Raw genomic sequence first — 25,823 nt, 5'->3', positions numbered from 1 at the left:
AGCTCCAAGCGCCCATGACGACCTTGCAGACTGTCCCGGTCTCCGTCGCACTGAGCACCTATAACGGTGGGCGCTATCTACGCGAGCAGATCGACTCTGTGCTCGCTCAGCGGGACGTGGAGTTGGAGCTTGTAGCCGTGGACGATGGCTCGAGCGATGAAACGCAAGCGATTCTGGCCGACTACGCTGCGCGCGACGTGCGCGTGTCGTGGTCGGCGAATGACACCAATTTGGGCCCTGCGAAAAGCTTCGAGCGAGCGCTGTCTCTGTGTCGCGGCACCTTCCTCGCGCCGTGCGATCAGGACGACTTCTGGGAGCCGACCAAGCTTCGTCGTCTCCTCGACTCGATCGGCGATGCTGACCTCGTCTATTGCGATTCGCTATACATCGACTGTGAAGGCGCCGACCTCGGGCGACGTGTCTCCGATGACACCGACATGCTCGACGGCACGCAGCCGGTGAAATTCCTGTTCGCCAATTCGGTGTCAGGTCACGCAACGCTGATCCGACGCGGCCTGCTGGAGCGCGCGCGACCGTTTCCGGATGACACCTATCATGACTGGTGGCTCGCGCTATGCGCCGCAGGGGGCAATGGCGTGCGGTACGTGCCTGAGCCGCTCGTGCGATTTCGCCGGCACTGCGACGCGTTCTCGGCCATGGGACGCGAACATGCGCCGACAAGTCGGCGTCGCGAGAGTGTCGACTGGTTGCAGACACGTCGCGCATTAGCTGCGGCGTACTCGACGCGTGGACTGCGCGATGCAGGCACCGCAGCGCGATTGCATGCCGACATCGAGCGTGCACTTGATGACGGGACGCTGCGACCTTTGCTCGCAACCCTGTGGTCCCAGCGGGACGCCGCACCCCACTGGTCCGGTGCGACAGGCTTTGACGCCCTGCGGTTGTGGACGCGATTCGCAAAAAAGGTGCGCCGGACCCACGCTGCCTGATCAGCCGCGGCCGAAGATGCTCCGCGGCAGCAGTAGCTTGAGCGCGCGCTCCGCACTTTTCCGGCGCAGGCCCGGATGACGAAGACCGGACCAGAGTGGACCGAGCCACTCCCGGCGTGGACGATCGAGAACCGCTTCGCGCATGTCGGCTTCCAGCGCGTACATGTCAGCGAGCTGCTGCCCCGCCATCCGGCGCGCTACCGGGAGATCCGGTCTCGCCGCGATACACCGACGCTGATCTGCCGCAATCTCCCGATACATCGCAAGAACACGCCGCTGCCTGCGCTCGAACGCGGCGTAGTCGGTGCCGCTGCGGTCGAAGACCCAGTCGCCCAGGTTGCTGTCATGCCGCCTGTAGGCAACGAGCGCCTGGGGCAGGCAGTGGCACTCGCCAGCCAGAACGGCGCGCAGGGTGAGCATGTTGTCTTCGACCTTGCCCTCCAGCGGCGGAAACTCGGTCAGGAGTGTCCGCCGGATCGCCATCGATGCGCCAAGCACCGCGGCGAGCTTGCCGCGCCGCAACAGCCAGCGCTGGTCGATCATCTCCGGAGTTCCGCGCGTTCCCGCTTTCAGAAGCGCGCCCGTTGCATCGACATCATCGACATGCGAACCGACGATCTGCGCATCCGGAAACGCAACGAAGCGATCGAGCAGCTTCTCTACGCGCTGTGGATAGCTGGCATCGTCCCCGGCGAAACAGACGAGCACGTCGCCCGTTGCAAGTTGCGCAAGCTCAGTTAGATGCGCGCACAGGCCAATGTTGACGGGCGTACTACGAATGGTGATCCGATGAGGCCCGTCGTAGCCTGCAGCAATCTCGCGGGCGACATCGAGCGTGCGGTCGCCGCCCGAGTCGTCGGACACGATGATCTCGCACGGCACCGTCTGCGCGAGCGCCGAGCGAAGTGCGTCGGCGATCGTCCCTTCGTTGCGATACGCAATGACGAGAATGGTTGCCGTGGGCCGCGCCGCGCCCATCCGATCAGCCCCGCTTCGCGCCCTGCGCCGCCCTTATCTGCGCGTCCACCGCCGCGATCGCCGTCATGTTGACGATGCGTCGTGGCGTGGATGCGGGTGTGAGGATGTGCGCGGGTTTGTCGAGGCCCATCAGGATCGGGCCGATGGCGACGCCGTCGGTCATCACGCGCACCATGTTGTAGACGATGTTGGCGGCGTCGAGGTTCGGCATGACGAACAGGTTGGCGCGGCCGCGCAGGCGCGAGTTCGGGAACATGCGGAAGCGCAGTTCCTCGTCCCAGGCGGTGTCGGCCTGCATCTCGCCTTCGATCTCGAGCTTGGGCGCGCGGTCGAGCAGGATCTCGCGCACCTTCGCCATCTTGTGCGCCGACGCGTTGTCGTGGCTGCCGAAGTTACTGTGCGACAGCAGCGCGACCTTCGGCTCGATGCCGAACAGTTTCAGGCGGTATGTCGCCTGCAGCGTGGCTTCGGCGATCTGCTCGGCGCAGGGATCGAGCTGCACGTGCGTGTCGAGGAAGAACCAGGTGCCGAGGTTGTTGATGACCGCCGTCATCGCCGCGGTGCCGGTGACGCCGCGGTCGAAGTTGAACACGCTGCGCAGGTAACCGAGCTTCTTGTGGAAGCGGCCGACCACGCCGCAGATCATCGCGTCGGCTTCGCCGCGCTCGACCATCAGCGCGGAGATCAGCGTGGGGCGCGAGCGCAGCAGGTTCTTGGCGGCCGCCGGGGTGACGCCACGACGCTCGGTGAGCGCGTGGTACTGCTGCCAGTAGCTGTCGAAGCGCGGGTCGGAATTGATGTTGGTGAGTTCGAAGTCGACGCCCGGGCGCATGCGCAGGCCGAGGCGCTCGATGCGGGTCTGGATGACGTCGGGGCGACCGATCAGGATCGGTTTCGCGAGCTCTTCGTCGATCACCGTCTGCACGGCGCGCAGCACGTTTTCTTCTTCGCCCTCGGCATAGACGACGCGCTTGAGATCGCTGCGCGCGCGGTCGTACACCGGCTTCATGATCAGCCCGGTGCGGTAGATGAACTGCCCGAGCTTTTCCTCGTAGGCGCGCATGTCGGTGATCGGGCGCTTGGCCATGCCCGAATCCATCGCGGCCTGCGCGACCGCCGGGGCGAGCATCACCAGCAGGCGCGGGTCGAACGGACGCGGAATCAGGTACTCGGCGCCGAACTTCGGCACGTCGCCGCCGTACGCGCTGCCGAGGTCCGACGACTCCATGCGCGCGAGCTTCGCGATGGCGCGCACGCAGGCGAGCTTCATCGCCTCGTTGATCTCCGTCGCGCCGACATCGAGCGCGCCGCGGAAGATGTACGGGAAGCACAGCGCGTTGTTGACCTGGTTCGGATAGTCCGAGCGACCGGTCGCGATGATGCAATCCGGGCGAACCGCCTTCGCGTCTTCCGGAAGGATCTCCGGATACGGATTGGCGAGCGCGAGGATGACCGGCTTGTCGGCCATCGTCGCGACCATCTCCGGCTTGAGCACGCCACCCGCCGACAGGCCGAGGAACAGGTCGGCGCCAACCATGATGTCGGCCAGCGTGCGCTTGTCGGTGTCGCGCGCGTAACGCTGCTTGTCCGGGTCCATGTGCTCGCGACCGGTGTACAGCACGCCGTCGCGATCGACTGCGAGGATGTTCTCCGGCTTCATGCCGAGCGCGACCAGCATGTCGAGGCAGGCGATGCCGGCCGCGCCGGCGCCCGACGTCGCGAGCTTCACGTCGCCGATCTTCTTGCCGACGACCTCAAGCGCGTTGAGCACCGCGGCGCCGACGATGATCGCGGTGCCGTGCTGGTCGTCGTGGAAGACGGGGATGTTCATCCGCTCGCGCAACTTGCGCTCGACGATGAAGCATTCCGGCGCCTTGATGTCCTCGAGGTTGATGCCGCCGAAGGTGGGCTCGAGCGAGGCGATGATGTCGACGAGTTTGTCGGGATCGCGCTCGTCGACCTCGATGTCGAAGACGTCGATGCCGGCGAACTTCTGGAACAGAACGCCCTTGCCTTCCATCACCGGCTTGCCGGCCAGCGGGCCGATGTCGCCGAGGCCGAGCACCGCGGTGCCGTTGGAGATGACCGCGACCAGGTTGCCGCGCGCGGTGAGCTCGGAAGCGGCATTCGGGTCGGCAACGATCGCCTCGCAGGCGTAGGCGACGCCGGGCGAGTAGGCCAGCGCGAGGTCGCGCTGGGTGACGAGCGGCTTGGTCGGCGACACCTTGATCTTCCCGGGTGGGTCGATCCGGTGGTACTCGAGGGCGGCCTGCTTCAGATCGTCGCTGCTGCTCTGGGTCATCGGGTCGCGAGGCGGGGCGGGCTCTCGATTCTACCCGGCGGGATCGGTCGGTTCGGACGCACGCGCACGGTGGGGGGCGCCCGGCGTCAGAAATCGAGCATGAAGCCGCCTTCGTCGGCGATGCTGTCGAGCCGGATGCGGTTGGCGAACAGCGAAAACGCGAGCATCCCGGCGAGCCCGTTGATGCGCGTCAGCCACGGCGGCTGCCAGTGCGGCGGCAGCAGCGCGCCGGACTCGAACAGCGGCTCGAAGCGCTGCACGTCGGCCAGCGTCATCTTGCCGGCGAACAGGTAGCGGCACAGCGGCAGCTTGCGGTTGCGCAGCGCCCAGCGGAAGAACGTATGCACGCCGACCAGGCCGCGCACGTAGACGGTGTCCTTGGTGAACGCGTAGCCGCCGGTGGTCGGCACGCCGCGGAAGATGCGCTGCGCCGACGAGAAGCTCTCCTGCTCTGTCTGGCCGGACTCCAGGAAGAAGCGGAACACCTCGATGAAGTCGGCGCCGTCGAGCGCGCGTGCGACCGCTTCGATGCGCAGCGAAATGCGCTTCATGCGGCCGATGTCGATGCTGCCGGTGATCTGCTCGGCGAACGTCGCAAGGCCTTCCTGCGTGGCGGTGGTGCGCGGCGACGACAGCGACAGGCTCGACAGCACCGGCTGCTCGCGGCCGTTGAGCGCGGTGATCGAGTGCACGAAGGCTTCGTGGTTGAGCAGCTGGTCGCGGTCGTACAGGCTGAAGTTCGCGCTGGCGCGCAGGCGGATGCGCGTGGCGCCGGCGGCGGCCTTGGCGATGAGGTCGGGATCGAGTTCGACGTCGATGACGCGGCGGTTGAAGTAGTCGTCGAGATCGTTCTGCAATTGCAGGCGCAGCGCGGTCGCCGAGATGTGGACGCTTTCCGACGGCGACAGCAGGCCGCTGTCGAGCTCGTCGGCGATCGAGATGAAATGCTGCGCGGCCTCGCGCGCGGTCGGCCCGTTTCCGGGCAGGGCCTCGTTCGGCGTGCCGTACAACTCCTTCGAATGCGCGAGCACGGTAGGCGTGCCGAGCGACTCGCACATCAGCGCGGCGATCTTCCAGCTGCGCGCAGAGTCGATCAGGTACTGGCCGAGCGGATGCTGCGGGTCGGCTTCGCGCACGAGCGCTTCGAGTTCGGCGCGCGCGGCGCTGAAATCGATCTTCGGATACGCGATCACCGGCGGCTTCGCAGTGCCGGCCGCGTAAGCGGCGAGGAACGCGGCTTCCTCGCCGGCGGGCCAGCTCACCAGCGCGAGCACGCGGATGTCGCGGGCGACGCGCACCATGCGCGCGTCGAGCGCGGCGTGATGCACGATGTCCGGTGTCAGCGAAGCGGGCGTCGCCACTAGCGCTTCCCGTACTTGTCGTCGGGACGCCGGCCGCCCGGCTTGCTTCCCGGTTTCGACTCGGCCTTCTGCTGGCGGCGCGTGGCGAGTCGCGTCGCCGCGCCTGCGACCTCGCCGGACAGCTTCATGAAGTTCGCTAGACGCAATGGATCGAGCGTCTTCGCTTGTACCGCGGCGCGCACCGCGCACCCCGGTTCCTTCTCGTGCTTGCAGTCGCGGAAGCGGCATTCGGCGGCGAGCGCTTCCACGTCGGCGAACGTGTCGGTGACGTCCTCCTCGCCGGTCGGCTTGAGTTCGCGCATGCCGGGTGTGTCGATCAGGCAACCGCCCTGCGGCAGCGGAATCAGCGCGCGATGCGTGGTGGTATGGCGGCCACGCGAGTCGTTGCCGCGCACCTCGCCGGTCTTCATCTTCTCGATGCCGAGCAGCGTGTTGGTGAGCGTCGACTTGCCCGCGCCCGAACTGCCGACGAGCACCGCGGTGCGGCCCGCACCCAGCCACGGATCGAGTTGCGCGACGCTCGCGGCGTCCTTCGAATTCACCGCGACGACGGCGAGCGATTCACCGACCGCGGCGCGCAGGATCGCCGCCGCCGCGTCCGCGTCGGCCAGATCGATCTTGGTCAGCACCACCACCGGCTCGACGCCGCCGCCCTGCACCAGCAGCAGGTAGCGCTCGATGCGGCGCGGGTTGAAGTCGCCGTCGAGCCCGCAGACCACGAAAGCAACGTCGATGTTCGCGGCGATCAGCTGCTGGCGGTAATGCTCGCCGGCCGCGCCGCGCTTGATCGCCGACCAGCGCGGCAGCAGCGCCACCGCCTTGGCCTGGCGACGGTCGCCCTCGATCAGCAGCCAGTCGCCGACGCCGGGGCGGTCGGTGGGATCCGTGCGGCCGTCGCGATAACCGGCGGGGCGCAGCCAGTCGCCCAGCGATTCGACGTTGAAGCCGTCGCCCGGCGCGTCTGCGACCACATACCCGGTGCGGTGCTGCTCGACCACGCGGACCGGTCGCGCACCGGGGTGCGCCGCGAGGGCGTCGCGCCAGGCGGCCGGGCCATCTCCGGCCTCGCCCATCGGCCAGCCGATCGCTTGAAGGGCGCCGGGGTCGGGCGTGGGGGAAGCCGGCGTTTGCGTCATGCGCCGATTCTAGCCAGACCGGGCGCCAGCGCCGGGCGGGCTGGGCCGGTTTTCCGGTAGGCTGGCCGCCATTTTCCGCGTCCCACCGCCGCTTCCATGTCCCACGCCCTCAAGACCCGCGAACGCCTGTCCGAAGTCCGCTACGAAATCCGCGGGGAGCTGGCCCGGCGAGCGCGCGAGCTGGAAGCCCAGGGGCGCAAGCTGATCAAGCTCAACATCGGCAACCCGGGCGCGTTCGGGTTCCGCGCGCCGGAACACCTGCAGCGCGCGATCGCCGACCGCATCCACGAAACCGACCCGTACACCCACCAGCAGGGCCTGCCGGGTGCGCGCGAGTCGCTGGCCGACTTCCACCGCCGCCGCGGCACGCCCAACGCCTCGCCTGAGCGCGTGTTCATCGGCAACGGCGTCAGCGAGCTGATCGACCTGTCGCTGCGCGCGCTGCTGAACCCGGGCGACGAAGTGCTGGTGCCGTCGCCGGACTACCCGCTGTGGACGGCCGCGACCATCCTCAACGACGGCCGTGCGGTGCACTACCCGTGCGCGGCCGAAAACGGTTTCCTGCCCGACCCCGACGTCATCGAAGCGCTGGTCACCCCGCGCACGCGCGCGATCGTCGTGATCAATCCGAACAACCCGACCGGCGCCGTGTATCCGCGCGAGCTGCTCGAGCGCATCGTCGCGATCGCCGCGAAGCATCGCCTGCTGCTGATGTCCGACGAGATCTACGACGAAATCCTTTACGACGGCGCGACCTTCCAGCCGCTCGCCCCGCTCGCCGGCGACGTGCCGTGCCTGTCGTTCGGCGGCCTGTCGAAGGTGCATCGCGCCTGTGGCTGGCGCGTGGGCTGGGCGGTGCTGAGCGGCGACCCGCTCGCGGTCGGCGACTTCCACCACGCGATGGACCTGCTCGGCGCGTTGCGCCTGTGCGCCAACGTGCCGGGCCAGTTCGCGATCGACGCCGCGCTGTCGGGCGCGTCGACCATCCACGCGCTCACCGCGCCAGGCGGCCGCCTGTTCGAAGCACGACGCGCCGTCGTCGAAACCATCGCCGCGAGCCGCCACCTGCGCATGAGCACGCCGGCCGGCGCGCTGTACGGCTTTCCGCAAGTCGTCGGCGACGCCGCGGTCGGCTTCGACGACCAGGCCTTCGCGCTCGAGATGCTGGAAACCGAAGGCGTGCTGATCGTCCCCGGCACCAGCTTCAACATGCGCGACCGCGACCATTTCCGCGTCACCCTGCTGCCCGAACCCGAACAGCTGCGCGAAGTGTTCTCGCGCGTCGACCGCGTGCTCGAGCGACGCGCGCAGTCCGCCAGCGCGAGCCGCGTACAGGTCGCCTGACGTGCGCTTCCTCGCGCTCGGCGACAGTTACACCTGCGGCGAAGGCGTCGACGCGAACGACCGCTGGCCGGTGCAGCTCGCGCGCGTGCTGCGCGATCGTGGCGTCGACATCGACGACCCGCACGTGATCGCCACCACCGGCTGGACCAGCGACGAACTCGGGACCGGCATCGTCCTGGCGCAACCGCTCGGCACGTTCGACTTCGTGACGATCGGCATCGGCGTCAACGACCAGTACCGCGGCCGCAGCGTCGGCGACTACCGCGAGGAACTCGGCCCGCTGCTCGACACCGCGACGACGCTCGCCGCCGGCCGCGTCGACCGCATGCTGATGCTGTCGATTCCCGACTGGGGCGCCACGCGCTTTGCGCGCAACGAAGGCCGGGACAGCGTGGCCGTCGCGCGCGAAATCGACCAGTTCAACCACGTCGCGCGCGCGATGTGCGCCGCGCGCGGCATCGCGTTCGTCGACATCACGCCGATCAGTCGCGATGGCGGCGATCACGACGACATGCTCGTCGCCGACGGACTGCATCCATCCGGCGCGATGTATGCGCGCTGGGTCGAGGCGGCGTTGCCCGCCGCGCATCGCCTTCTCGGCGACGACGCGTGAGCGCCGTGGTGGTCGGTCGCCCGCTCGACGGCGCGCGCGCACGCACCATCGCGCGCGCCTTCCTGCCCGAACGTTCGTTCGGCAATCGCTGGCACTACTACTACACGCGCACCAAGCTCGGCAGCGACCCGCTGTACCCGGCCGTCGCCAACGCATTGCGCGACACGCGCGCACCGCTGCTCGACCTTGGTTGCGGCATCGGCCTGCTCGCGCACACGCTGCGCGAAGCCGGCGTCGACCTTCCGTATCGCGGCGTGGATATCGATGCCGCCAAGATCGAACGTGCGCGCCGCGTCGCGGCGCGCAGCAGCCTGCGCGACGTGACATTCGACGCGGTCGACCTCGCGCACGTCATGCCGGAGCATTCGGGCAGCGTCGCGCTGCTCGACGTCCTGCAATACATCGATACCGCGGCGCAGGTTCGCGTGCTCGACGCGGTCACGTCGATGCTGGCGCCGGGCGCACGGCTGTTCATTCGCAGCGGGTTGGAAACGCCGGGTTGGCGTGCGCGCACCAGCAAGGCATTCGACACGTTCGCGGCGGTCGCGGGCTGGATGTATTCCGCGCCGCATCGCTATCCCGAAGAAGCGCTCCTGCGCGGCCGCCTCGATGCCGCCGGCCTGCGCTACGACATCACGCCACTCAACGGCAATACGCCGTTCAACAACTGGCAGATCGTCGCCTGGCGCGAGTAGGCGCGTAACCGGTCAGTCGGCGACGGTCGACTCGGCGGCGGGCAGGCTCGGGCCACGCGTCGACAGCGCCGGCACCGGCAGCACGCAGCGATAACCGAGCTCGTCGAACCTGCGCAGCATCAACGCGAGCGTCTCGACGTTGCGCCCATGCGACGCGCCCTCGTGCGCCAGCACGATCACGCCGGGCTTGAGCAGGCGCTCGACGCGACCTACGACCCGCTGCGGATCCGATACCGCGCCGTCGAAACCACGCGCCGTCCATGCGACGCGTGCCAGGCCCAGCCTCTGCAGCGGCGCGAACACGAACGGGTTGGCCATGCCGACCACGGCGCGGAACCATACCGGCGGCGAACCCACGAGTTCGGTGAGCGTGGCCTGCGCGCGCTCGATCTCGCGACGCATGGCACGCGGGCCGAGCGCCCAGAAGCGCGCAGTCGGATGCGAATCGCTGTGGTTGCCGACGCCGTGACCGCGCCGGACGATTTCACGCACGAGTTCAGGTCGCTGCCGCGCACGCTCGCCGACCAGGAAGAACGTCGCGCGGGCGCCATGCGCGTCGAGAAGGTCGAGTACGGCGGGCGTCTCGTCGGACGGGCCGTCGTCGATAGTCAGCCACAGCACGCGCTCGTCGGTCTCCAGCCGCGTCAGCGCCGGTCCGAACAGCCGCGAATCCGGCCGAAGCGTGCCCCACACCAGCGCCAGATGCGAGGCGATCAGCAGCGGCAACGCGACATGCCAGCCACGCTGCAGGCCGTAGTGCCACCACAGCCCGATGGCGACGACGTGCGCCAGCAGCAGGGCGATCCACCACACGTGCGGGTGACGCGGAACGCGATGCATTGCCACGGGCGGAACAGTCATGGCCGCATCATGCCACGCCGGCCTGCACGCGCCGCGCCGTAGAATGACGATTCGATTTCCCGAAGGTTAACGTCATGTCACTCGACCCCGCCCTGCGCGCCCGCATCGACACGCTGCTGCAGTCCAACCGCGTCGTCCTCTTCATGAAAGGCGCTCCGCGTGCGCCGCAATGCGGGTTCTCGGCGAAGGCTGTCGGCGTGCTCGGCGGGCTCGGCATCGATTACGCGCACGTGAACGTGCTGGCCGATGCGGAGATCCGCGAGGGCATCAAGGCGTATGGCGACTGGCCGACGATTCCGCAGCTGTACGTCGACGGCGAGCTGGTCGGTGGCAGCGACATCGTGGTGCAGATGGCGAACTCGGGTGAGCTGCACGCACTGCTCGGCGTCCAGGCGCCGGACCGCACGCCGCCGTCGATCGAGATCACGCCGGCCGCCGCCGAGATGCTGCGCAGCGCGATCGCCGATGCCGGCCCGGGCTATGCGTTGCAGGTGGCGGTCGACGCCGACCATCGCGCGCAGCTGCAGCTCGGGCCGATCGATCCGCAGGCGATCGCGGCCGAGGTCGATGGCATCCGCGCGCAGTTCGACCTGGCCAGCGCGCCGCGGGCGAACGGCCTGCGCATCGACTGGGTCGACGACGAACGCGGTCGCGGACTGGTGGTGGAGAACCCGAACGCGAAGACGGTGAAGTCGATCAGCGCGGCCGACGCGGCGCGCATGCTCGGCGACGGCGCGCTGACACTGGTCGACGTGCGGCCGCCGGAAGAACGCGCGGTCGCGTCGGTGCGCGTGCCGTTCTCTGTGCTCGACGGCGACGCGACCGCGGAGGTCGAAGCGTTGCCGAAAGACACGCCGCTCGCATTCCTGTGCCACCACGGGCGTCGCAGCGCGGCCGCGGCCGAGCATTTCCGCCGACTGGGCTTTACCAACGTGCACAACGTCGAGGGCGGCATCGACGCGTGGTCGCAGCAGGTCGACACGGCAGTGCCGCGCTACTGATCGACACGCAACCGACGCATGCGAAAACGGCCGCGAACGCGGCCGTTTTTCTTTGTCGCGTCAGCCGGAAAATCCGCCGCTGTCGAGGAACGTCTTCTCCTCCGGCGTCGTCACGCGTCCGAGCGCGGCGTTGCGATGCGGAAAGCGGCCGAAGCGTTCGATGACATCGAGATGCAGCTTCGCCCAGTGATCGGCGTCGGGCGCGGAAAGGCGTTCGCGATGCAGCGCGAGCGCGCGGCGCTGGTCATCGAGCGATTCGGAATGCTCGAACGGCAGATAGAAGAAGCTGCGCAGCAGTTCCTCGGTCGCGAGGTCGAAGCCGGCGTCGATCGCCTGCATCGCGATCGACTTCGCCAACGGATCGGTCGCATATGCATGCGCGTGGCCGCGGAACGCGTTGCGCGGAATCTGGTCGAGCAGCAGAACCAGTGCGAGTGCGCCGACCGCATCCGCGCCCCACGCATCAAGCTCGCGACGTGCGGCAGCGAAGTGCAGGTCGAGCAGGCCGCGGCAACGTGCATCGAACGTGTCGTCACGCGTGAACCACTTCGACGGGCCAGCGTCGCGCCAGAACGCGACGACATCGGCGGCGGTGGTGATCGCGTCATTCACCGAGTTGCGTCTCCAGTTCGGCGATCCATGCGGCGGTGAGGCTTTCCAGCGTCACCGCCTGGATCAGCGCGCGGATCGGGCCGCGAGCATACGACTGCGCGATGAACAGCGCGTGCCGGTCGCGGAACTGCAGCCACGCGGCGTGCGTGCGGTCGAACGCGGTCTGCCCTTCGCCATCGAGTTGTTCGCGCAGGCGCGCGACGACGCGATGCAGCCTGGCATCGGCGAACAGCAAGCGCTCGCGCGCCTGCGCGGTGAACTCGTCGTCGCGCAGCACGTCGATCGCACCGCGCTCGATCACTTCCTCGGCGCGCGCGAGATAGCCGTCGGCGATCTCCACCGCACTCTGCGCCTTGCCGACGAGCCCCGCCTCGAACCGCTGCAGGTCACCGAGGCTGGTCTTCGAGCCTTCTAGCCCCTGCTTGAGCGTCAGCAGCTTCTGGCTGCGCTCGATCGCCTCGGTGGTGCGCCGGCGTTCCACGCGGCGCTGGATGAAATAGAAGGCCCACGTCAGCGCCGCGCCGAGGACCACCAGGAAGGCCTGCTCCATGTCCCGCTCCTGTCTGGTGTGACAGTCTGCGTGCACGACATCTCAGGGGTCGCGACGTCGCAGACCGCCTGTCGGGCCCGCTTATTCGTCGAAACGAAGGTGCTTGACCGACTTGCCGTGTCGCCGGATGAGACGCAATGCCTCGACGCCGACCTGGATGTGGTTGTCGACGAAATCGGCGGTGACGCGCGCATCGGATTCGGCGGTCTTGACGCCTTCCGGAGTCATCGGTGCATCGGACACGAGCAGCAACGCGCCGCACGGGATGCGGTTGGCGAAGCCGGCGGCGAAGATCGTTGCGGTCTCCATGTCGATCGCTTCGCAGCGCAGCTTGCGCAGGTAGTCCTTGAACGCTTCGTCGTGCTCCCAGACGCGGCGGTTGGTGGTGTAGACGGTGCCGGTCCAGTAGTCGTGGCCGAGGTCGCGGATCATGGTCGACACCGCGCGCTGCAGGGCGAACGCGGGCAGTGCGGGCACTTCGGGCGGCATGTAGTCGTTGGACGTGCCTTCGCCGCGGATGGCGGCGATCGGCAGCACGAGGTCACCCAGCTGGCTGCGGCGCTTGAGGCCGCCGCACTTGCCGAGGAACAGCACCGCCTTGGGCGAAATCGCCGACAGCAGGTCCATCAGCGTGGCCGCGTTCGGACTGCCCATGCCGAAGTTGATCATGGTGATGCCGTCGGCGGTGGCGCTGGGCATCGGCTTGTCGAGGCCGACGATGGGCGCGCCCATCAGGCGGGCGAAGGTCTGCAGGTAGCCGCCGAAGTTGGTCAGCAGCACGTGCCTGCCGAAATCCTCGAGCGCCACGCCGGTGTAGCGCGGCAGCCAGTTGGCGACGATCTGGTCTTTGTCTTTCATCGATTCCGTCCTTTTTCTTTTGAATGGTCGCACGACGTGGCGGGTGGACGCGCCCGGGGACACGCTCCCGAGATACGTCGCCGGATTGCGGGAACCTGCATGTGCGTCCGCCCGGGCATGACCAAGGGCACGGTGACGATCGGTGGCGGGCGGCTACGGTCGTCGGCTGTCCTGCCCGCGGAACCACCATGCTCAGGTTGCTCAGCTCATTCGTCTGCACGGTCGCACTGGCCGTCCCGCTCGCCGCGGGCGCCGCCAGCGCGCCCTCGCGCTTCGTGCAGGACCCGTATCCCAGCACGTACACGCGGCTCCCGTCGTATCCGGTGCTGATCCGCAACGCGACCGTGCTCACCGGCACCGGCGAACGCCTCGACGGCGCCGACGTGCTGATGCGCGACGGCGCGATCGTCAGCGTCGGCCGCGGCCTCGAGGCGCCGGCCGACGCCACCGTCGTCGATGGCACCGGCAAGTGGGTGACGCCCGGCATCATCGACGTGCATTCGCACCTCGGCGTCTACGCCAGTCCGTCGGTGAGCGCGCAGAGCGATGGCAACGAGGCGACCAGCCCGACCACGCCGAACGTCTGGGCCGAGCACTCCATCTGGCCGCAGGACCCAGGCTTCCTCACCGCGCTCGCGGGCGGCATCACCTCGCTGCAGATCCTGCCGGGTTCGGCCAACCTGATCGGCGGCCGCGGCGTGACGCTCAAGAACGTGCCGTCGACGACCTACCAGGGCATGAAATTCCCGGGCGCACCGTGGGGCCTGAAGATGGCCTGCGGCGAGAACCCGAAGCGCGTGTACGGCAAGAAGGGCGGCCCGTCGACGCGCATGGGCAATGTCGCGGGCTACCGCGCGGCGTTCATCGACGCCACCGAATACCTGAAGAAGAACCGTCCGCAGCCGGCGAAGAAGGAACACTGGTGGTCGGCCGACCCCAAGCCCGATAGCGAGAACGCCACCGGCGGCAAGCGCGACCTGAAGATGGATACGTTGGCCGGCGCGATCAACGGCGACATCCGCGTGCACATCCACTGCTATCGCGCTGACGAAATGGCGACGATGCTCGACCTCGCCAAGGAATTCGGCTTCAAGATCGCCGCATTCCACCACGCGGTAGAGGCCTACAAGCTGTCCGACCGCCTCGCCGCCGAAGGCGTCTGCGGCGCGATGTGGGCCGACTGGTGGGGCTTCAAGATGGAGGCCTACGACGGCATCCAGGAAAACATCGCGCTGGTGGATCGGGCGAAGAACGGTTGCGCGATCGTGCACTCCGATTCGGAGGAAGGCATCCAGCGCTTGAACCAGGAAGCAGCGAAGGTGATCGCGCACGCGAAACTCGCCGGCATCGACATCGCGCCCGAACACGCGATCCTGTGGATCACGCAGAACCCGGCGAAGGCGCTCGGCATCCTCGACAAGACCGGCACGCTGGAGGCCGGGAAGATGGCGGACGTGGTCGTGTGGAACGGCACGCCGTTCAGCAGCTACGCGCAGGCCGAACAGGTCTACGTCGACGGCGCACGCGTCTACGACCGCAAGGATCGTTCGCGCCAGCCGGTGTCGGATTTCATGCTCGGCCAGGGCGCCGCGCCGACCGGAGGTGTGCGATGAACCGCCGCGTTTCCATCCTCGCCGGCGCGCTGCTGTTCGCGCTCGCAGGCTCCGCATCCGCGCAGGAACTGCTGATCCGCAACGCGACCGTGCACACCGCCACCGCGCGCGGCACGCTGCGCAGCGCCGACGTGCTGGTGCATGGCGGCCGCATCGTCGCGGTCGGCGCGGACCTCGCCGCGCCGGCGAACACCCCCACCGTCGACGCCAACGGCGCCCCCGTGACGCCCGCGCTGTTCGGTGGCCTCACGCATCTCGGTGTCGAGGAAGTCTCGGGCGAGGACTCGACCGTCGACGCCGGTCTCGGCATGGGACAGGACGGTCGCGCGATCAACGTGCGCCCCGAGTTCGACGTCACCCTCGCCTTCAATCCGGATGCGACCGCGGTGCCGGTCAACCGCATCGAAGGCATCGGCGAAACCATGCTGATGCCGGGCCTCGGCGAAGGCGGCTCGATCATCCTGGGCCAGGGCGGCATGGTGCGGCTCGACGGCTCGCCCGATCCGATCGGCCCGCGTGTGCTGTTCGTCGCGCTGGGCGACCAGGTGAGCGAGGAATCGGGCCATTCGCGCGCCGGCCAGTGGATGCTGCTTGAGCAATGGCTCGACGAAGCGCGCGGTCGCATCCCGGCCACGACGAACGCCGCCAGCCTGACGCCCGCCGGGCGCGCCGTGCTGGCGAAGTTCGCGCGCGGCGAAGGCCTGGTGATGTTCCAGGTCGACCGCGCGGCCGACATCCACCAGCTGCTGAAGTTCGCGCAGCGCCAGCATCTGCGCGTCGGCATCGTCGGCGGCGTCGAGGCGTGGCGCGTCGCGCGCGAAATCGCCGCGGCCAAGGTGCCCGTGTTCGTCGATCCGCTGGCCGACCTGCCGGCGAACTTCGACGAGATCGGCGCGCGCATGGACAACGCGGCGATCCTGCGCCAGGCCGGCGTCACCGTCGGCATCGTGCAGGGCGGCGAGAACCCGACGCACAACGCGCGCAACACGCGCCAGTTGGCGGGCAACGCGGTCGCCAACGGCCTGTCGTGGGAGGACGGCCTCGCCGCGCTCACCCGCGTGCCGGCCGAGGTGTTCGGCATCCGCGACAGCGGCCAGATCGCGGTCGGCCAGCGTGCCGACCTGGTGCTCTGGACCGGCGATCCGCTCGACGTCGCCAACGTCGCGAAGCAGGTGTGGCTGGACGGCCGCGCGATCACCATGCGCAGCCGCCAGACCGACCTGCGCGATCGCTACCTCGCGCCGCAGGGCCCCCTGCCGCGCGCCTACTCGGTGCCCGACCAGGCGCATTGACGCCCGATCGACCCGCGGCATCGCCGGTGACCCCGGCGGTGCCGCCTGCGACGGCCGACACGTGGTGATTGTGCGCTGCGTCACTTCGCGTACGCTCCGCGACGGTCCGGCGCCGGGGAGCGCCGCCCTGCCCCGGAACCTCGCATGCCCGTCTTCTCCACCATCAACCCCTGGCCCGTGCTCGTCGCGGCAGCCTCCGCATTCGCGCTCGGCGGCTTCTGGTATGGCCCCCTGTTCCTGAAGGCGTGGTCGCGCGCCGCGGGGATTGATTCGAACGCATCGCCGAAACATCCCGCGCGCGTGTTCGGCACCGCATTCGTGCTGAGCCTGGTGTCGGCGACCGCGATGGCGCTCGCACTGCCCGCGGGTGTCGGGGCGCTGCGCGGTGCCGGCATCGGCGCAGTGATCGGGCTGTTGTTCGTCGCCACCAGCTTCGGCATCAACTACACGTTCGCCAATCGCCCGCTCACACTGTGGCTGATCGACGGCGGCTACCACATCGTGCAGTTCCTGCTGTACGGCGCGATCCTAGGGGCATGGCACTGATCGCCGCCGCGCTCGTCGCGGCCTTCGCGCTGCAGCCGGTCGGTACCTTCCACGACGGCGAATCCGCCGCCCGCGACGGCGAGGCCTGGCTCGCCCTGCAGGTGACGCGGCCGCGCAGCGCGCTCGTCGCGACCACCGCACGCGTGCGCCGCGTGCACGACGAAGTAGCGGATGCGGCCGGCGACGCCACCGCGCACGAGGTCTCGACCCGCGTCGCTGATGCCAGCTTCCTGCTGCGCGGCCCGCGGCTGTACGCCGGGCCGGTGGCCACCGCATGGACCGGCGTCGCGCCGCTCCCGCTGTCCATCACGCCGCTGGCATTGAAACTGCGCGGCGCGACATATCGCCTGCGGCTCGACTGCACGGCGCGCGGCGACGCCTGCAACGTCGTACTCGATGGCGGCGCGCACGCGCAGGTACTGCTGCGACTTCCGGCCGGCCGCTACAACGACGGCAGCCTGATGCTGGGCGACGACGCGGCGCCCGCGTTGCTGTTCGCGGGTGATCTCGACCACGACGGCCACCTCGACCTGATCCTCGACAGCACCGATCACTACAACGTCAGCCAGCCGACGCTGTACCTGTCATCGGGCACGGATGCCGGTGCGCTGGTGCGGCAGGTCGCGCTGCACCGCAGCACGGGTTGCTGAACGACACACAGCGCGGCGCGATCAAGATTCCAGCGCCGCCGCCGATAATCCTCTCTGCCAAAAAACAATCAGAAGCCAAAGGGGCCTGACCCATGCGCATCGGACTCGTCGTCGACTCGGCCTGCGATCTTCCGCTCGACTACTTCTCGCAGCACGACATCACGTTGCTGCCGATCACCGTCAAGATCGGCAACGCCGTGCTGGCCGACCAGCGCAACGAACAGGCGACGCTCGAGTTCCTCGACGCGCAGTCGGTCGAACTGATCGCACAGGCGGAAACGCAGCCGTTCACCGTGCAGCAGGTGCAGGACCTGTTCCTGAAGAAGCTGGTGGTCGAGTACGACTACGTCTTCTGCATGACGATCACCAAGACGCGCAGCCCGATCTTCGACAACACGTCGCAGGCGAGCTTCGCGATCCTCAACGAATACAAGGGACCGCGCAGCGCCGCCGGCATCACGACGCCATTCTCGCTGCGCGTGATCGATACCCAGAGCGTGTTCTCCGGCCAGGCGGTCGCGGCGGTGGAAGCCGTGCGCCTGCGCGACTCGCAGGAAGGCGCGCCGAAGATGCGCGCGCGCATCGAGCAGGTCGCGCTCGCCACGCAGGCCTACATGGTCCCGCGCGACCTCAACTACCTGCGCGCCCGCACGCGCCATCGCGGCGACCGCAGCGTCAGCTTCCTCAGCGCGACGCTGGGCAGCGCGCTCGACATCAAGCCGATCCTGCACTGCAACCGCGGCGAAACCGGCCCGGTCGCGAAGGTCAAAGGCTTCGAGACCGCCGCCGAAAAGCTCTTCACCTTCGCCGCGCGCCGCGTGCGCGACGGCAAGCTGCTCACGCCCACCGTGGCGATCAGCTACGGCGGCCCGCTCGAGGAAATGCATCGCCTGCCGGGCTACAACGAGCTGGTCGAAACCTGCCGCACGCATCGCGTCGAGATGTTCGAAAGCCTCATGAGCCTGACCGGCATGGTCAACGTCGGCCGCGGCTCGCTGACACTGGCGTTCGCATCCGACGCACCCGCCTGGGAATGATGGCGACGCGCGTCACGCGCACCTGACTTCCGGCCCGGTCCGCGCCACCGCCGCTCCGGTACCGTCGAAGGGTTATCACGCCCTTCGACGCCATGACCCCGAATCGTTCGCTGCTTTCCGTCGCACTCGCCGGCGCGCTTTCGCTCGCCATCGCCCCCGCGTTCGCGCAGGCCGCCAAAGCCGGCGATGCGCCGCCGCCCGCGCCGCCGGATGCGCAACTCGAGCAGGACGCGCTCAATCCTGCCGGCGTGCCGAAGGCGCAGGACCCCGGCCAGGCCCAACGCGGCCGCGGCAAGGCCGACGCGGCGGACGAGAAGAAGTGGGACGTCAACGCGCCGCACGGCCCGACCAAGACGATCCGCTTCAGCACCGACGAAGGCACGTGGCTCGACGTCGACGTGTCGCCGGACGGTCGCCAGCTCGCGTTCTCGATGATGGGCGACCTGTATCTGCTGCCGATCAGCGGCGGCAAGGCGACGCGCATCAGCAGCGGCCCCGCGTGGGACGTGCAGCCGCGTTTCTCGCCGGATGGCACGCAGGTCGCGTTCACTAGCGATCGCGGCGGCGGCAACAATCTCTGGCGCATGCGCCTTGACGGCAGCAATGCGGTGCAGGTGACGAAGGAAGATTTCCGCCTGCTCAACAACGCGGCATGGACGCCCGACGGCCAGTTCCTGATCGGTCGCAAGCATTTCACCGGCGAGCGTTCGCTCGGCGCGGGCGAGCTGTGGATGTACCACGTCGCCGGCGGCGGCACCGGCCTGCAGCTGACCAAGCAGAAGAACGACCAGCAGGATCTCGGCGAACCTGCGGTGTCGCCGGATGGCCGCTACGTCTATTTCTCCGAGGACGTCAGCCCCGGTCCGACGTTCCAGTACAACAAGGATCCGCACGGCGTCATCTACGCGATCAAGCGCCTCGACCGGAAGACCGGCAAGGTGGAGACCGTCATCGACACGCCGGGCGGCGCGGTCCGTCCGCAGCCCTCGCCCGACGGCAAGTCGCTCGCGTTCGTGAAGCGCGTGCGCGAGAAGTCCGTGCTGCACGTGATGGATCTCGAGAGCGGCGAAGTGCGCCCCGTGTGGGACGGCCTGTCGCACGACCAGCAGGAAGCGTGGGCGATCTTCGGCCCGTACACCGACTTCAACTGGACGCCGGATTCGAAGAACGTCGTGATCTGGGCGCAGGGCAAGTTGTGGCGCGTCGACATGGCGAGCGGCAAACCAACCAACATTCCGTTCACCGCGGACATCGAGCAGACCGTCGCCGAACCACTGCGCTTCACGCACGACATCGAGACCGGCACCTTCACACCGAAGATGATCCGCGACGTCGCCACCAGTGCCGACGGCAAGACGCTGATCTTCAACGCCGTCGGCCAGCTGTGGCTCAAGACGCTGCCGAACGGCACGCCGGAGCGGTTGACGAACAACAGCGGCGTCTACGAATACCAGCCGAGCTTCAGCGCGAATGGCAGCAAGCTGCTTTACACGACGTGGTCGGACGAAGGCCTGTCGGCGATCTGGCTGCGCGATGCGAACGGCGGCGGCGCAGGCCGCAAGCTCACCAGCGAAAAGGGCTACTACTACGGCGCGCGCTTCTCGCCCGACAGCCGTCGCATCGTCTACGCCAAGAGCGGCGGCAGCGGCATGACCGGCTCGGCGTGGACGCGCGACCAGGGCATCTACGTGATGAATGCCGACGGCAGCGGCGCGCACCGCATCGCCGACGAAGGCGACACCCCGCAGTTCAGCGCCGATGGCACGCGCGTCTACTACTTCACCGGCGGCGGGCTGAAGAAGAAGCTGATGTCGGTCGGCCTCAACAGCGAAGAACCGCGCGAAGTGTTCTCGCTGAAGTATCCCGACACGGTAACCATCAGCCCCGACGGCAAGTGGGTCGCGTTCACCGAACTGTTCAACGCCTACGTGACGCCGCTGGTGGAAACCGGCCAGTCGGTCGAACTGTCGAAGGACAGCAAGGCCGTGCCGGTGACGCAGGTCACCGCGGACGTCGGCAGCTACCTGCACTGGGCCGCGGACTCGAAATCGCTGCACTGGATGGTCGGTGACCGCTACTTCTCGCGTGACCTGCGCGAAACATTCGCGTTCGTGCCGGGTGCGCCGAAGGAGATTCCGAAGCCGAGCAACGATGGCGGCGTCGCGGTCGGCCTCACGCAGACGGTGTACGCACCGGACGGCACGGTCGCGTTCACGCACGCACGCGTGGTCACCATGCGCGATGCCGAGCACACGCAGGAGGTGATCGACGACGGCACGGTGGTCGTGCAGGGCGATCACATTGTTTCGGTCGGCCCTGCGTCGCAGGTCGGCGTTCCGGGCAGCGCGCGCGTGATCGATGCCCACGGCAAGACCATCGTGCCGGGCTACATCGACGTGCATGCGCACTCGGCGAACTTCGGTTCGGGCGTGGTGCCGCAGCAGAACTGGGCGTACTACACCAACTTGGCGTTCGGCATCACCACGATGCACGACCCGTCGGCGAGCACCGAGTACGTCTTCTCGCAGTCCGAACTGTTGAAGGCCGGAAAGATGGTCGGCCCGCGCCTGTATTCGACCGGCACGATCCTCTATGGCGCGGACGGCGACTTCAAGGCGGTGATCAATTCGCTGGATGATGCGCGCAGCCACCTGCGTCGCATGAAGGCGGTCGGCGCGTTCTCGGTCAAGAGCTACAACCAGCCGCGTCGCGAGCAGCACCAGCAGATCAACCAGGCCGCGCGCGAGCTCGGCATGCTGGTCGTGGAGGAAGGCGGCTCCACGTTCAACCACAACATGCCGATGATGCTGGACGGCGTCACCGGCATCGAGCACAACATCCCGGTCGCGCCGCTGTACAAGGACGTACTGGGCGTCTGGTCGCAGACCGACGTGCGCAACACGCCGACGCTGGTCGTCACCTATGGCGGCCTGTCGGGCGAGTACTGGTGGTACGCGCACGACAACGTGTGGGAGGACAAGAAGCTCGCGCGCTTCTTCCCGCGTGAGACGCTGGATGCACGCAGCATCCGTCGCGAGATCGCGCCCGACTGGGACTACTGGCACGTCGAGATCGCGAAGTCGGCGAAGAAGATGCGCGACGCCGGCATCCACATCCAGGTCGGCGGGCACGGCCAGTTGCAGGGCCTGTCGGCGAACTGGGAAACGTGGATGCTCGCGCAGGCGATGGGCAACTTCGACGCGCTGCGCGCCGCCACCATCGACGGCGCGGACTACCTGGGCCTTTCGAAGCAGACCGGGTCGCTGGAAGTCGGCAAGAAGGCCGACCTCGTCGTGCTCAACAGCAACCCGCTCGACAACATCCGCAGCACGATTGATACGCGCTACGTGATGGTCGACGGCCGGCTGTTCGACGTCGATGCGGACATGAAGGAGATCGGCGGCCGCGGCACGCCCGCGCCGGTGTTCTTCTGGCAGCGCGGCCACGACGGCCGCAGCTTCGGGCAGGAGGCCACCGCCGGCGCCGACCGCGACTGATCGCCGGTCGCGCAGCACGGACGACGGCCCGCTTCGGCGGGCCGTCGTCGTTCAGGCCGCATGCCGCGTTTTCACAAAGCGACCGTGGCATCCTGAATACTCTGAACGCGACACGCCCAGGAGCTGTTCCATGTCGACGCGCTATTACATCCGCCTGCCCGACGGCGCCGCCGCCCGTGGCGACGATTCCGCGACCTCGTTCACCGCGCACGGCGCGGACGGTTTCGCCGAGCAACTCGAACAGGCGATGCGCACCACGCAGGTATTCGACCGCTGGCGCGACGGGCAAGGCGATCCGGAAGACGTCGATCCCGCGCTGGGCGCGACCGATCCGTCCGCCACCGCGACCGGCGAACAGCGCGACCTGCACATCGACCTCGTGCTGACCACGCGCCTGCCCGGCGACGTCGTCCGCCATCGCCTTCGCCTGCTCGCCGGTACGCACTGGCAGCTGCGCGACGTCACCGCCGCCTGATCGCGGCCGTGCGGCGTCCGGTGCTGCTCTCGTGGAGCGGCGGCAAGGACGCCGCGTGGACACTGCTCGCATTGCAACAGCGCGATGACGTCGACGTCGTCGCGCTGCTCACCACGGTCAACAGCGGTTACGACCGCATCGCGATGCACGGCATCCGTCGCGACGTGCTGCATGCACAGGCGCGCGCGACCCGCCTCCCGCTGATCGAAGCGACCATCGAGCCGCAGTGCGACAACGCGCGCTACGAAGCGGCGATCGCCGATGCGCTCGGGCGCGCCAGGGCGCGTTGGCCGACGCTCGACACCATCGCGTTCGGCGATCTGTTTCTCGACGACGTGCGCAGCTGGCGCGAAGCGTCGTGCGCGGCGCTCGGCTGGCGTATCGAAACGCCGCTGTTCGGCGAAGACACCGCGCGGCTCGCGCGCGAGATGATCGCCGGCGGGCTTCGCGCGCACCTGTGCTGCGTCGACACCCAGCAACTCGACGCCACGTTCTCCGGCCGCGCGTTCGATGACACGTTGCTCGCCGCCCTACCCGGCGATTGCGACCCCTGCGGCGAGAACGGCGAATTCCACACGCTAGTCGTCGGCGGCCCGATGTTCGACGCCGCGATCGACGTGCGCCCGGGTCACCAGGTGCTGCGCGACGACCGCTTCTACTACACCGACTTCGCGCTGGCCGAAGCCGCGTCATAACGGTTACGCCTCGAGTTTCCAGCCCACCGTCGCGCCTGCGCGGAACGGCACCAGTTCGTGGCCACCGGCCTGCACCGTGTCGGCCACCGCGACGTCCTCGCGCACCAGCGTGATGCGATCCGCATTGCGCGGCAGGCCGTAGAAATCCGCCCCGTGGAAGCTCGCAAAGGCTTCGAGTTTGTCGAGCGCGCCGGCGGCGTCGAACACTTCCGCATACAGCTCGATCGCCGCGTGCGAGGTGTAGATGCCTGCGCAACCGCAGCCCGATTCCTTAGCATGCTTGGGATGCGGCGCGCTGTCGGTGCCGAGGAAGAACTTCCGCGAGCCGGAGATCGCCGCCTTCACCAGCGCCTGGCGATGCAGCTCGCGCTTGAGTACGGGCAGGCAGTAGTGATGCGGGCGCAGGCCGCCGGCGAAGATCGCATTGCGGTTGAGCAGAAGATGGTGGACGGTGATCGTCGCGCCGACGTTGGCGGGCGCGGCGGTCACGAAGTCCGCGGCCGCGCTCGTGGTGATGTGTTCGAGCACGATCTTGAGCTGCGGGAAATCGCGCACCAGCGGCGCCAGCACGCGGTCGATGAATACCGCCTCGCGATCGAACACGTCGACGTCGGGATCGGTCACTTCGCCGTGCACGAGCAGCGGCATGCCGATGCGCTGCATCGCTTCGAGCGTCGCCGCGCAACGACGCAGGTCGCTGACACCGTGGCTCGAGTTCGTTGTCGCATGCGCGGGGTAGAGCTTTACGCCGTGCACGAAGCCGCTGGCCTTGGCGCGCTCGATCTCGTCGGGCGTGGTGCCTTCGGTGAGGTAGAGCGTCATCAGCGGTTCGAACGTCGCGCCACCGGGCAGCGCGGCAAGGATGCGGCCGCGGTATGCCGACGCATCGTCCGTTGTCACCACCGGCGGCACGAGGTTCGGCATGACGATCGCCCGGCCGAATCGGCGCGCGGTGTCGGGCAGCACGTCGCGCAGCATGGCGCCGTCGCGCAGGTGCACGTGCCAGTCGTCGGGACGGGTGATGGTGAGGCGGTTCGTCATGCGTGCAAGTCTGACGCATCGGGCGCGCCGTCGCCCAGACCGGCCGCACGGCGCAGCCGGTCGTGCAGCGCCTCGCCGATGCCATCGCGCAGCGGCGGTACGACGGCGACCACGATGTCGAGTGCGAGCGCATCGGCGTCGCGCAGCCGCTGGTAGAGCTCGCGCGCCTGCGCGTCGGGATCGGCGGGAAGGCCGAGCCAGTCGATGCCGGCCTCCATCGGTGCGGTGGTGGACAGCAGACCGACGCGCGCGCCGCCGGACTGGAAGCAGCGCGCCAGGCTCACTGCTTCGGCGTCGCTGGCGAGCAGCACCTTGGCGCGCGGCGCGTAGTGCGACGGCTTGCGGCCGGGCGCGGGCGTCGAGCCCTCGCCCGCTGCGCGCACCGGCGTGCCGAGCACGCGTTCGAGCATCGCGACGGTCACCGCGCCGGGGCGCAGCAATACCGGCACGTCACCGGAGAGATCGACGATGGTCGATTCGACGCCAACGTCGCAGGCGCCACCGTCGAGCACCAGATCGACGCGATCGCCGAGTTCCTCGCGCACGTGCGCAGCGCGCGTGGGACTGACGCGACCGTAGCGATTCGCCGACGGCGCGGCGAGCCCGCCGTCGAACGCACGCAGCAATGCGAGCGCCACCGGATGCCGCGGCACGCGCAGCGCGACGGTGTCGAGGCCGCCGGTCACCGCATCCGGCACGCCGGCCGCGCGCGGCAGCACCATCGCGAGCGGGCCGGGCCAGAACGCCGCGGCGAGTTTCGTTGCGGATTCCGGCACGCGCGACGCCCACTGCGACAGCGCCTGCGCGGATGCGATGTGCACGATCAGCGGATGATCCGAAGGTCGTCCCTTCGCGGCGAATATCTTCGATACCGCTTCGGCATCGCGCGCATTGGCGCCGAGCCCGTAGACGGTTTCGGTCGGGAACGCGACCAGTCCGCCCGCGCGCAGCAGCGAAACCGCACGCTCGATATCGGCGTCGCGCATGGTGGTATTCATCGCGCTGCGCGCAGGTGATCGACCAGCGGCGCGAGTGCATCGGCTTCGCGTGACCACGCGTCACGACCGGCATCGTCGCCGTGCGGCAGTTCGATCACGGGAATGGCGAGTCGATGTCGCAGGTCTGCGGCGTTGTCCATCGCCGCATCGACGTCGGCGGTGGTGCGGTTGAGCACGATCGCCGCGAGGTGGAGCCCCCGACATTGCACGGCTTCGATGCTGAGCAGCACGTGGTTGATCGCACCGAGCCGGTCGGATGCGACCAGCAACACCGGCAGGCCGAGTGCACTCGCGAGATCCGCGTTGAGCGCACCGTCCGCGATCGGCGAGTAGAAGCCGCCCGCGCCTTCGACCAGAACGAAACCGTCGTCGCGAACACCGCGCTTCGCCGCTTCCACCAGGCGTTCAAGCGGCAGTGGAACGCCTTCGAGCGCCGCGGCCCGCTCCGGCGAGAGCGCGGCGCGCAGCGTCAACGCACAGACCATGTCAATCGCTTCGTGTGCGCCCGCCGCGTCACGCAGCGCCTGCGCATCGGCCGGCCCGATACGCGCGTCGACGCCGGATTCGACCGGCTTGCGCGCGTGCACGCGAACGCCGGCGCGGGTCAGCGCATGCGCGAGCGCGGTGGCGACGCGGGTCTTGCCCACGCCGGTGTCGGTACCGGTGACGAAAAGGCCGTGCATGCACGCATTGTCCGCGCGGACGACGCGAAGGTCGA

General features: G+C 68.6%; 24 protein-coding genes. 13 read left to right on the top strand and 11 right to left on the bottom strand.

The features are described 5' to 3' along the window. Positions 1-14 precede the first annotated feature (14 nt). The gene (locus tag ACKTTN_RS12700; protein WP_407910263.1) at positions 15-950 is read left to right on the top strand and encodes a glycosyltransferase family 2 protein; all 936 of its coding nucleotides are present in this window, start codon (positions 15-17) and stop codon (positions 948-950) included. Here the strand turns inward: ACKTTN_RS12700 and ACKTTN_RS12695 are convergent, their stop codons facing one another. The 4 genes from ACKTTN_RS12695 to rsgA form a co-directional block, all read right to left on the bottom strand. Then, positions 951-1,928 (bottom strand): glycosyltransferase, encoded by a 978-nt coding sequence (locus ACKTTN_RS12695; protein ID WP_407910262.1) that lies wholly within the window; start codon positions 1,926-1,928, stop codon positions 951-953. It lies immediately after the preceding gene. A gap of 4 nt (positions 1,929-1,932) precedes the next feature. After that, entirely contained in the window at positions 1,933-4,230 is a 2,298-nt protein-coding gene (locus tag ACKTTN_RS12690; protein WP_407910261.1) for an NADP-dependent malic enzyme, read from the bottom strand. A gap of 86 nt (positions 4,231-4,316) precedes the next feature. After that, the gene (locus ACKTTN_RS12685) at positions 4,317-5,531 is read right to left on the bottom strand and encodes a flavohemoglobin expression-modulating QEGLA motif protein (protein WP_407910506.1); all 1,215 of its coding nucleotides are present in this window, start codon (positions 5,529-5,531) and stop codon (positions 4,317-4,319) included. A 59-nt stretch (positions 5,532-5,590) separates the two neighbouring features. Beyond that, entirely contained in the window at positions 5,591-6,727 is a 1,137-nt protein-coding gene (gene rsgA / locus ACKTTN_RS12680; RefSeq protein ID WP_407910260.1) for a ribosome small subunit-dependent GTPase A, read from the bottom strand. 96 nt (positions 6,728-6,823) lie between these two features. Between rsgA and ACKTTN_RS12675 the strand changes: the two genes are divergently transcribed. Genes ACKTTN_RS12675 through ACKTTN_RS12665 form a run of 3 tightly spaced genes read left to right on the top strand, consistent with a single transcriptional unit; the run spans position 6,824 to position 9,379 of the window. Further along, complete coding sequence (locus ACKTTN_RS12675) at positions 6,824-8,071, top strand: aminotransferase class I/II-fold pyridoxal phosphate-dependent enzyme (RefSeq protein ID WP_407910259.1); 1,248 nt, start codon at positions 6,824-6,826, stop codon at positions 8,069-8,071. Between the two features lies 1 nt (position 8,072). Further along, positions 8,073-8,684, top strand: a complete 612-nt coding sequence (locus tag ACKTTN_RS12670) for an SGNH/GDSL hydrolase family protein (protein WP_407910258.1) — start codon at positions 8,073-8,075, stop codon at positions 8,682-8,684. Between the two features lie 5 nt (positions 8,685-8,689). Next, on the top strand, positions 8,690-9,379 hold the full coding sequence (locus tag ACKTTN_RS12665; protein ID WP_407910505.1) for a class I SAM-dependent methyltransferase: 690 nt from the start codon (positions 8,690-8,692) through the stop codon (positions 9,377-9,379). A gap of 12 nt (positions 9,380-9,391) precedes the next feature. Here ACKTTN_RS12665 and ACKTTN_RS12660 read toward each other — a convergent pair whose 3' ends face one another. After that, positions 9,392-10,240 (bottom strand): polysaccharide deacetylase family protein, encoded by an 849-nt coding sequence (locus ACKTTN_RS12660; protein WP_407910257.1) that lies wholly within the window; start codon positions 10,238-10,240, stop codon positions 9,392-9,394. Positions 10,241-10,314: 74 nt separating this feature from the next. On the opposite strand from ACKTTN_RS12660, the gene grxD reads away from it, so the two are divergent. Then, positions 10,315-11,241: a Grx4 family monothiol glutaredoxin gene (gene grxD, locus ACKTTN_RS12655; RefSeq protein WP_407910256.1), complete on the top strand. Its 927-nt coding sequence runs from the start codon at positions 10,315-10,317 to the stop codon at positions 11,239-11,241. Between the two features lie 60 nt (positions 11,242-11,301). Here grxD and ACKTTN_RS12650 read toward each other — a convergent pair whose 3' ends face one another. The 3 genes from ACKTTN_RS12650 to ACKTTN_RS12640 form a co-directional block, all read right to left on the bottom strand. Next, entirely contained in the window at positions 11,302-11,853 is a 552-nt protein-coding gene (locus ACKTTN_RS12650) for a DUF924 family protein (protein WP_407910255.1), read from the bottom strand. Further along, complete coding sequence (locus ACKTTN_RS12645; RefSeq protein ID WP_407910254.1) at positions 11,846-12,403, bottom strand: lysozyme inhibitor LprI family protein; 558 nt, start codon at positions 12,401-12,403, stop codon at positions 11,846-11,848. The genes ACKTTN_RS12650 and ACKTTN_RS12645 overlap by 8 nt, the downstream gene beginning before the upstream one ends. 81 nt (positions 12,404-12,484) lie before the next feature. Then, complete coding sequence (locus tag ACKTTN_RS12640; RefSeq protein WP_407910253.1) at positions 12,485-13,261, bottom strand: AMP nucleosidase; 777 nt, start codon at positions 13,259-13,261, stop codon at positions 12,485-12,487. 188 nt (positions 13,262-13,449) lie between these two features. Between ACKTTN_RS12640 and ACKTTN_RS12635 the strand changes: the two genes are divergently transcribed. From ACKTTN_RS12635 to ACKTTN_RS12600, 8 genes are all read left to right on the top strand, one after another. Then, positions 13,450-14,874, top strand: coding sequence for an amidohydrolase (locus tag ACKTTN_RS12635; RefSeq protein WP_407910252.1), 1,425 nt, complete (start codon positions 13,450-13,452; stop codon positions 14,872-14,874). Next, on the top strand, positions 14,871-16,166 hold the full coding sequence (locus ACKTTN_RS12630) for an amidohydrolase family protein (protein WP_407910251.1): 1,296 nt from the start codon (positions 14,871-14,873) through the stop codon (positions 16,164-16,166). Before ACKTTN_RS12635 ends, ACKTTN_RS12630 begins: the two co-directional genes overlap by 4 nt. Before the next feature lie 144 nt (positions 16,167-16,310). Continuing rightward, on the top strand, positions 16,311-16,712 hold the full coding sequence (locus tag ACKTTN_RS12625; RefSeq protein WP_407910250.1) for a DUF1761 domain-containing protein: 402 nt from the start codon (positions 16,311-16,313) through the stop codon (positions 16,710-16,712). After that, on the top strand, positions 16,703-17,362 hold the full coding sequence (locus ACKTTN_RS12620) for a hypothetical protein (RefSeq protein ID WP_407910249.1): 660 nt from the start codon (positions 16,703-16,705) through the stop codon (positions 17,360-17,362). The genes ACKTTN_RS12625 and ACKTTN_RS12620 overlap by 10 nt, the downstream gene beginning before the upstream one ends. Positions 17,363-17,454: 92 nt before the next feature. Continuing rightward, complete coding sequence (locus ACKTTN_RS12615; protein ID WP_407910248.1) at positions 17,455-18,399, top strand: DegV family protein; 945 nt, start codon at positions 17,455-17,457, stop codon at positions 18,397-18,399. Positions 18,400-18,491: 92 nt separating this feature from the next. After that, entirely contained in the window at positions 18,492-21,896 is a 3,405-nt protein-coding gene (locus ACKTTN_RS12610) for an amidohydrolase family protein (protein ID WP_407910247.1), read from the top strand. A 130-nt stretch (positions 21,897-22,026) separates the two neighbouring features. Continuing rightward, positions 22,027-22,371, top strand: coding sequence for a hypothetical protein (locus ACKTTN_RS12605; protein ID WP_407910246.1), 345 nt, complete (start codon positions 22,027-22,029; stop codon positions 22,369-22,371). An 8-nt stretch (positions 22,372-22,379) separates the two neighbouring features. Next, positions 22,380-23,066: a Dph6-related ATP pyrophosphatase gene (locus ACKTTN_RS12600; protein WP_407910245.1), complete on the top strand. Its 687-nt coding sequence runs from the start codon at positions 22,380-22,382 to the stop codon at positions 23,064-23,066. A 3-nt stretch (positions 23,067-23,069) separates the two neighbouring features. Here ACKTTN_RS12600 and pyrC read toward each other — a convergent pair whose 3' ends face one another. The 3 genes from pyrC to bioD are packed head-to-tail and all read right to left on the bottom strand — an operon-like array spanning position 23,070 to position 25,788. Further along, positions 23,070-24,107 carry a dihydroorotase gene (gene pyrC, locus ACKTTN_RS12595; protein ID WP_407910244.1) on the bottom strand — a complete coding sequence of 346 codons (1,038 nt, stop codon included), beginning with the start codon at positions 24,105-24,107 and terminating at the stop codon, positions 23,070-23,072. Further along, a complete protein-coding gene (locus ACKTTN_RS12590; RefSeq protein ID WP_407910243.1) occupies positions 24,104-25,105 on the bottom strand; it encodes an L-threonylcarbamoyladenylate synthase in 1,002 nt (333 codons plus the stop codon). The genes pyrC and ACKTTN_RS12590 overlap by 4 nt, the downstream gene beginning before the upstream one ends. Next, entirely contained in the window at positions 25,102-25,788 is a 687-nt protein-coding gene (gene bioD, locus ACKTTN_RS12585) for a dethiobiotin synthase (protein WP_407910242.1), read from the bottom strand. Before bioD ends, ACKTTN_RS12590 begins: the two co-directional genes overlap by 4 nt. Positions 25,789-25,823 lie beyond the last annotated feature (35 nt).

The organism is Lysobacter claricitrinus (assembly GCF_045866565.1).
Lineage (GTDB): Bacteria > Pseudomonadota > Gammaproteobacteria > Xanthomonadales > Xanthomonadaceae > Cognatilysobacter > Cognatilysobacter claricitrinus.
This window is presented reverse-complemented; position numbering and strand designations above follow the sequence as displayed.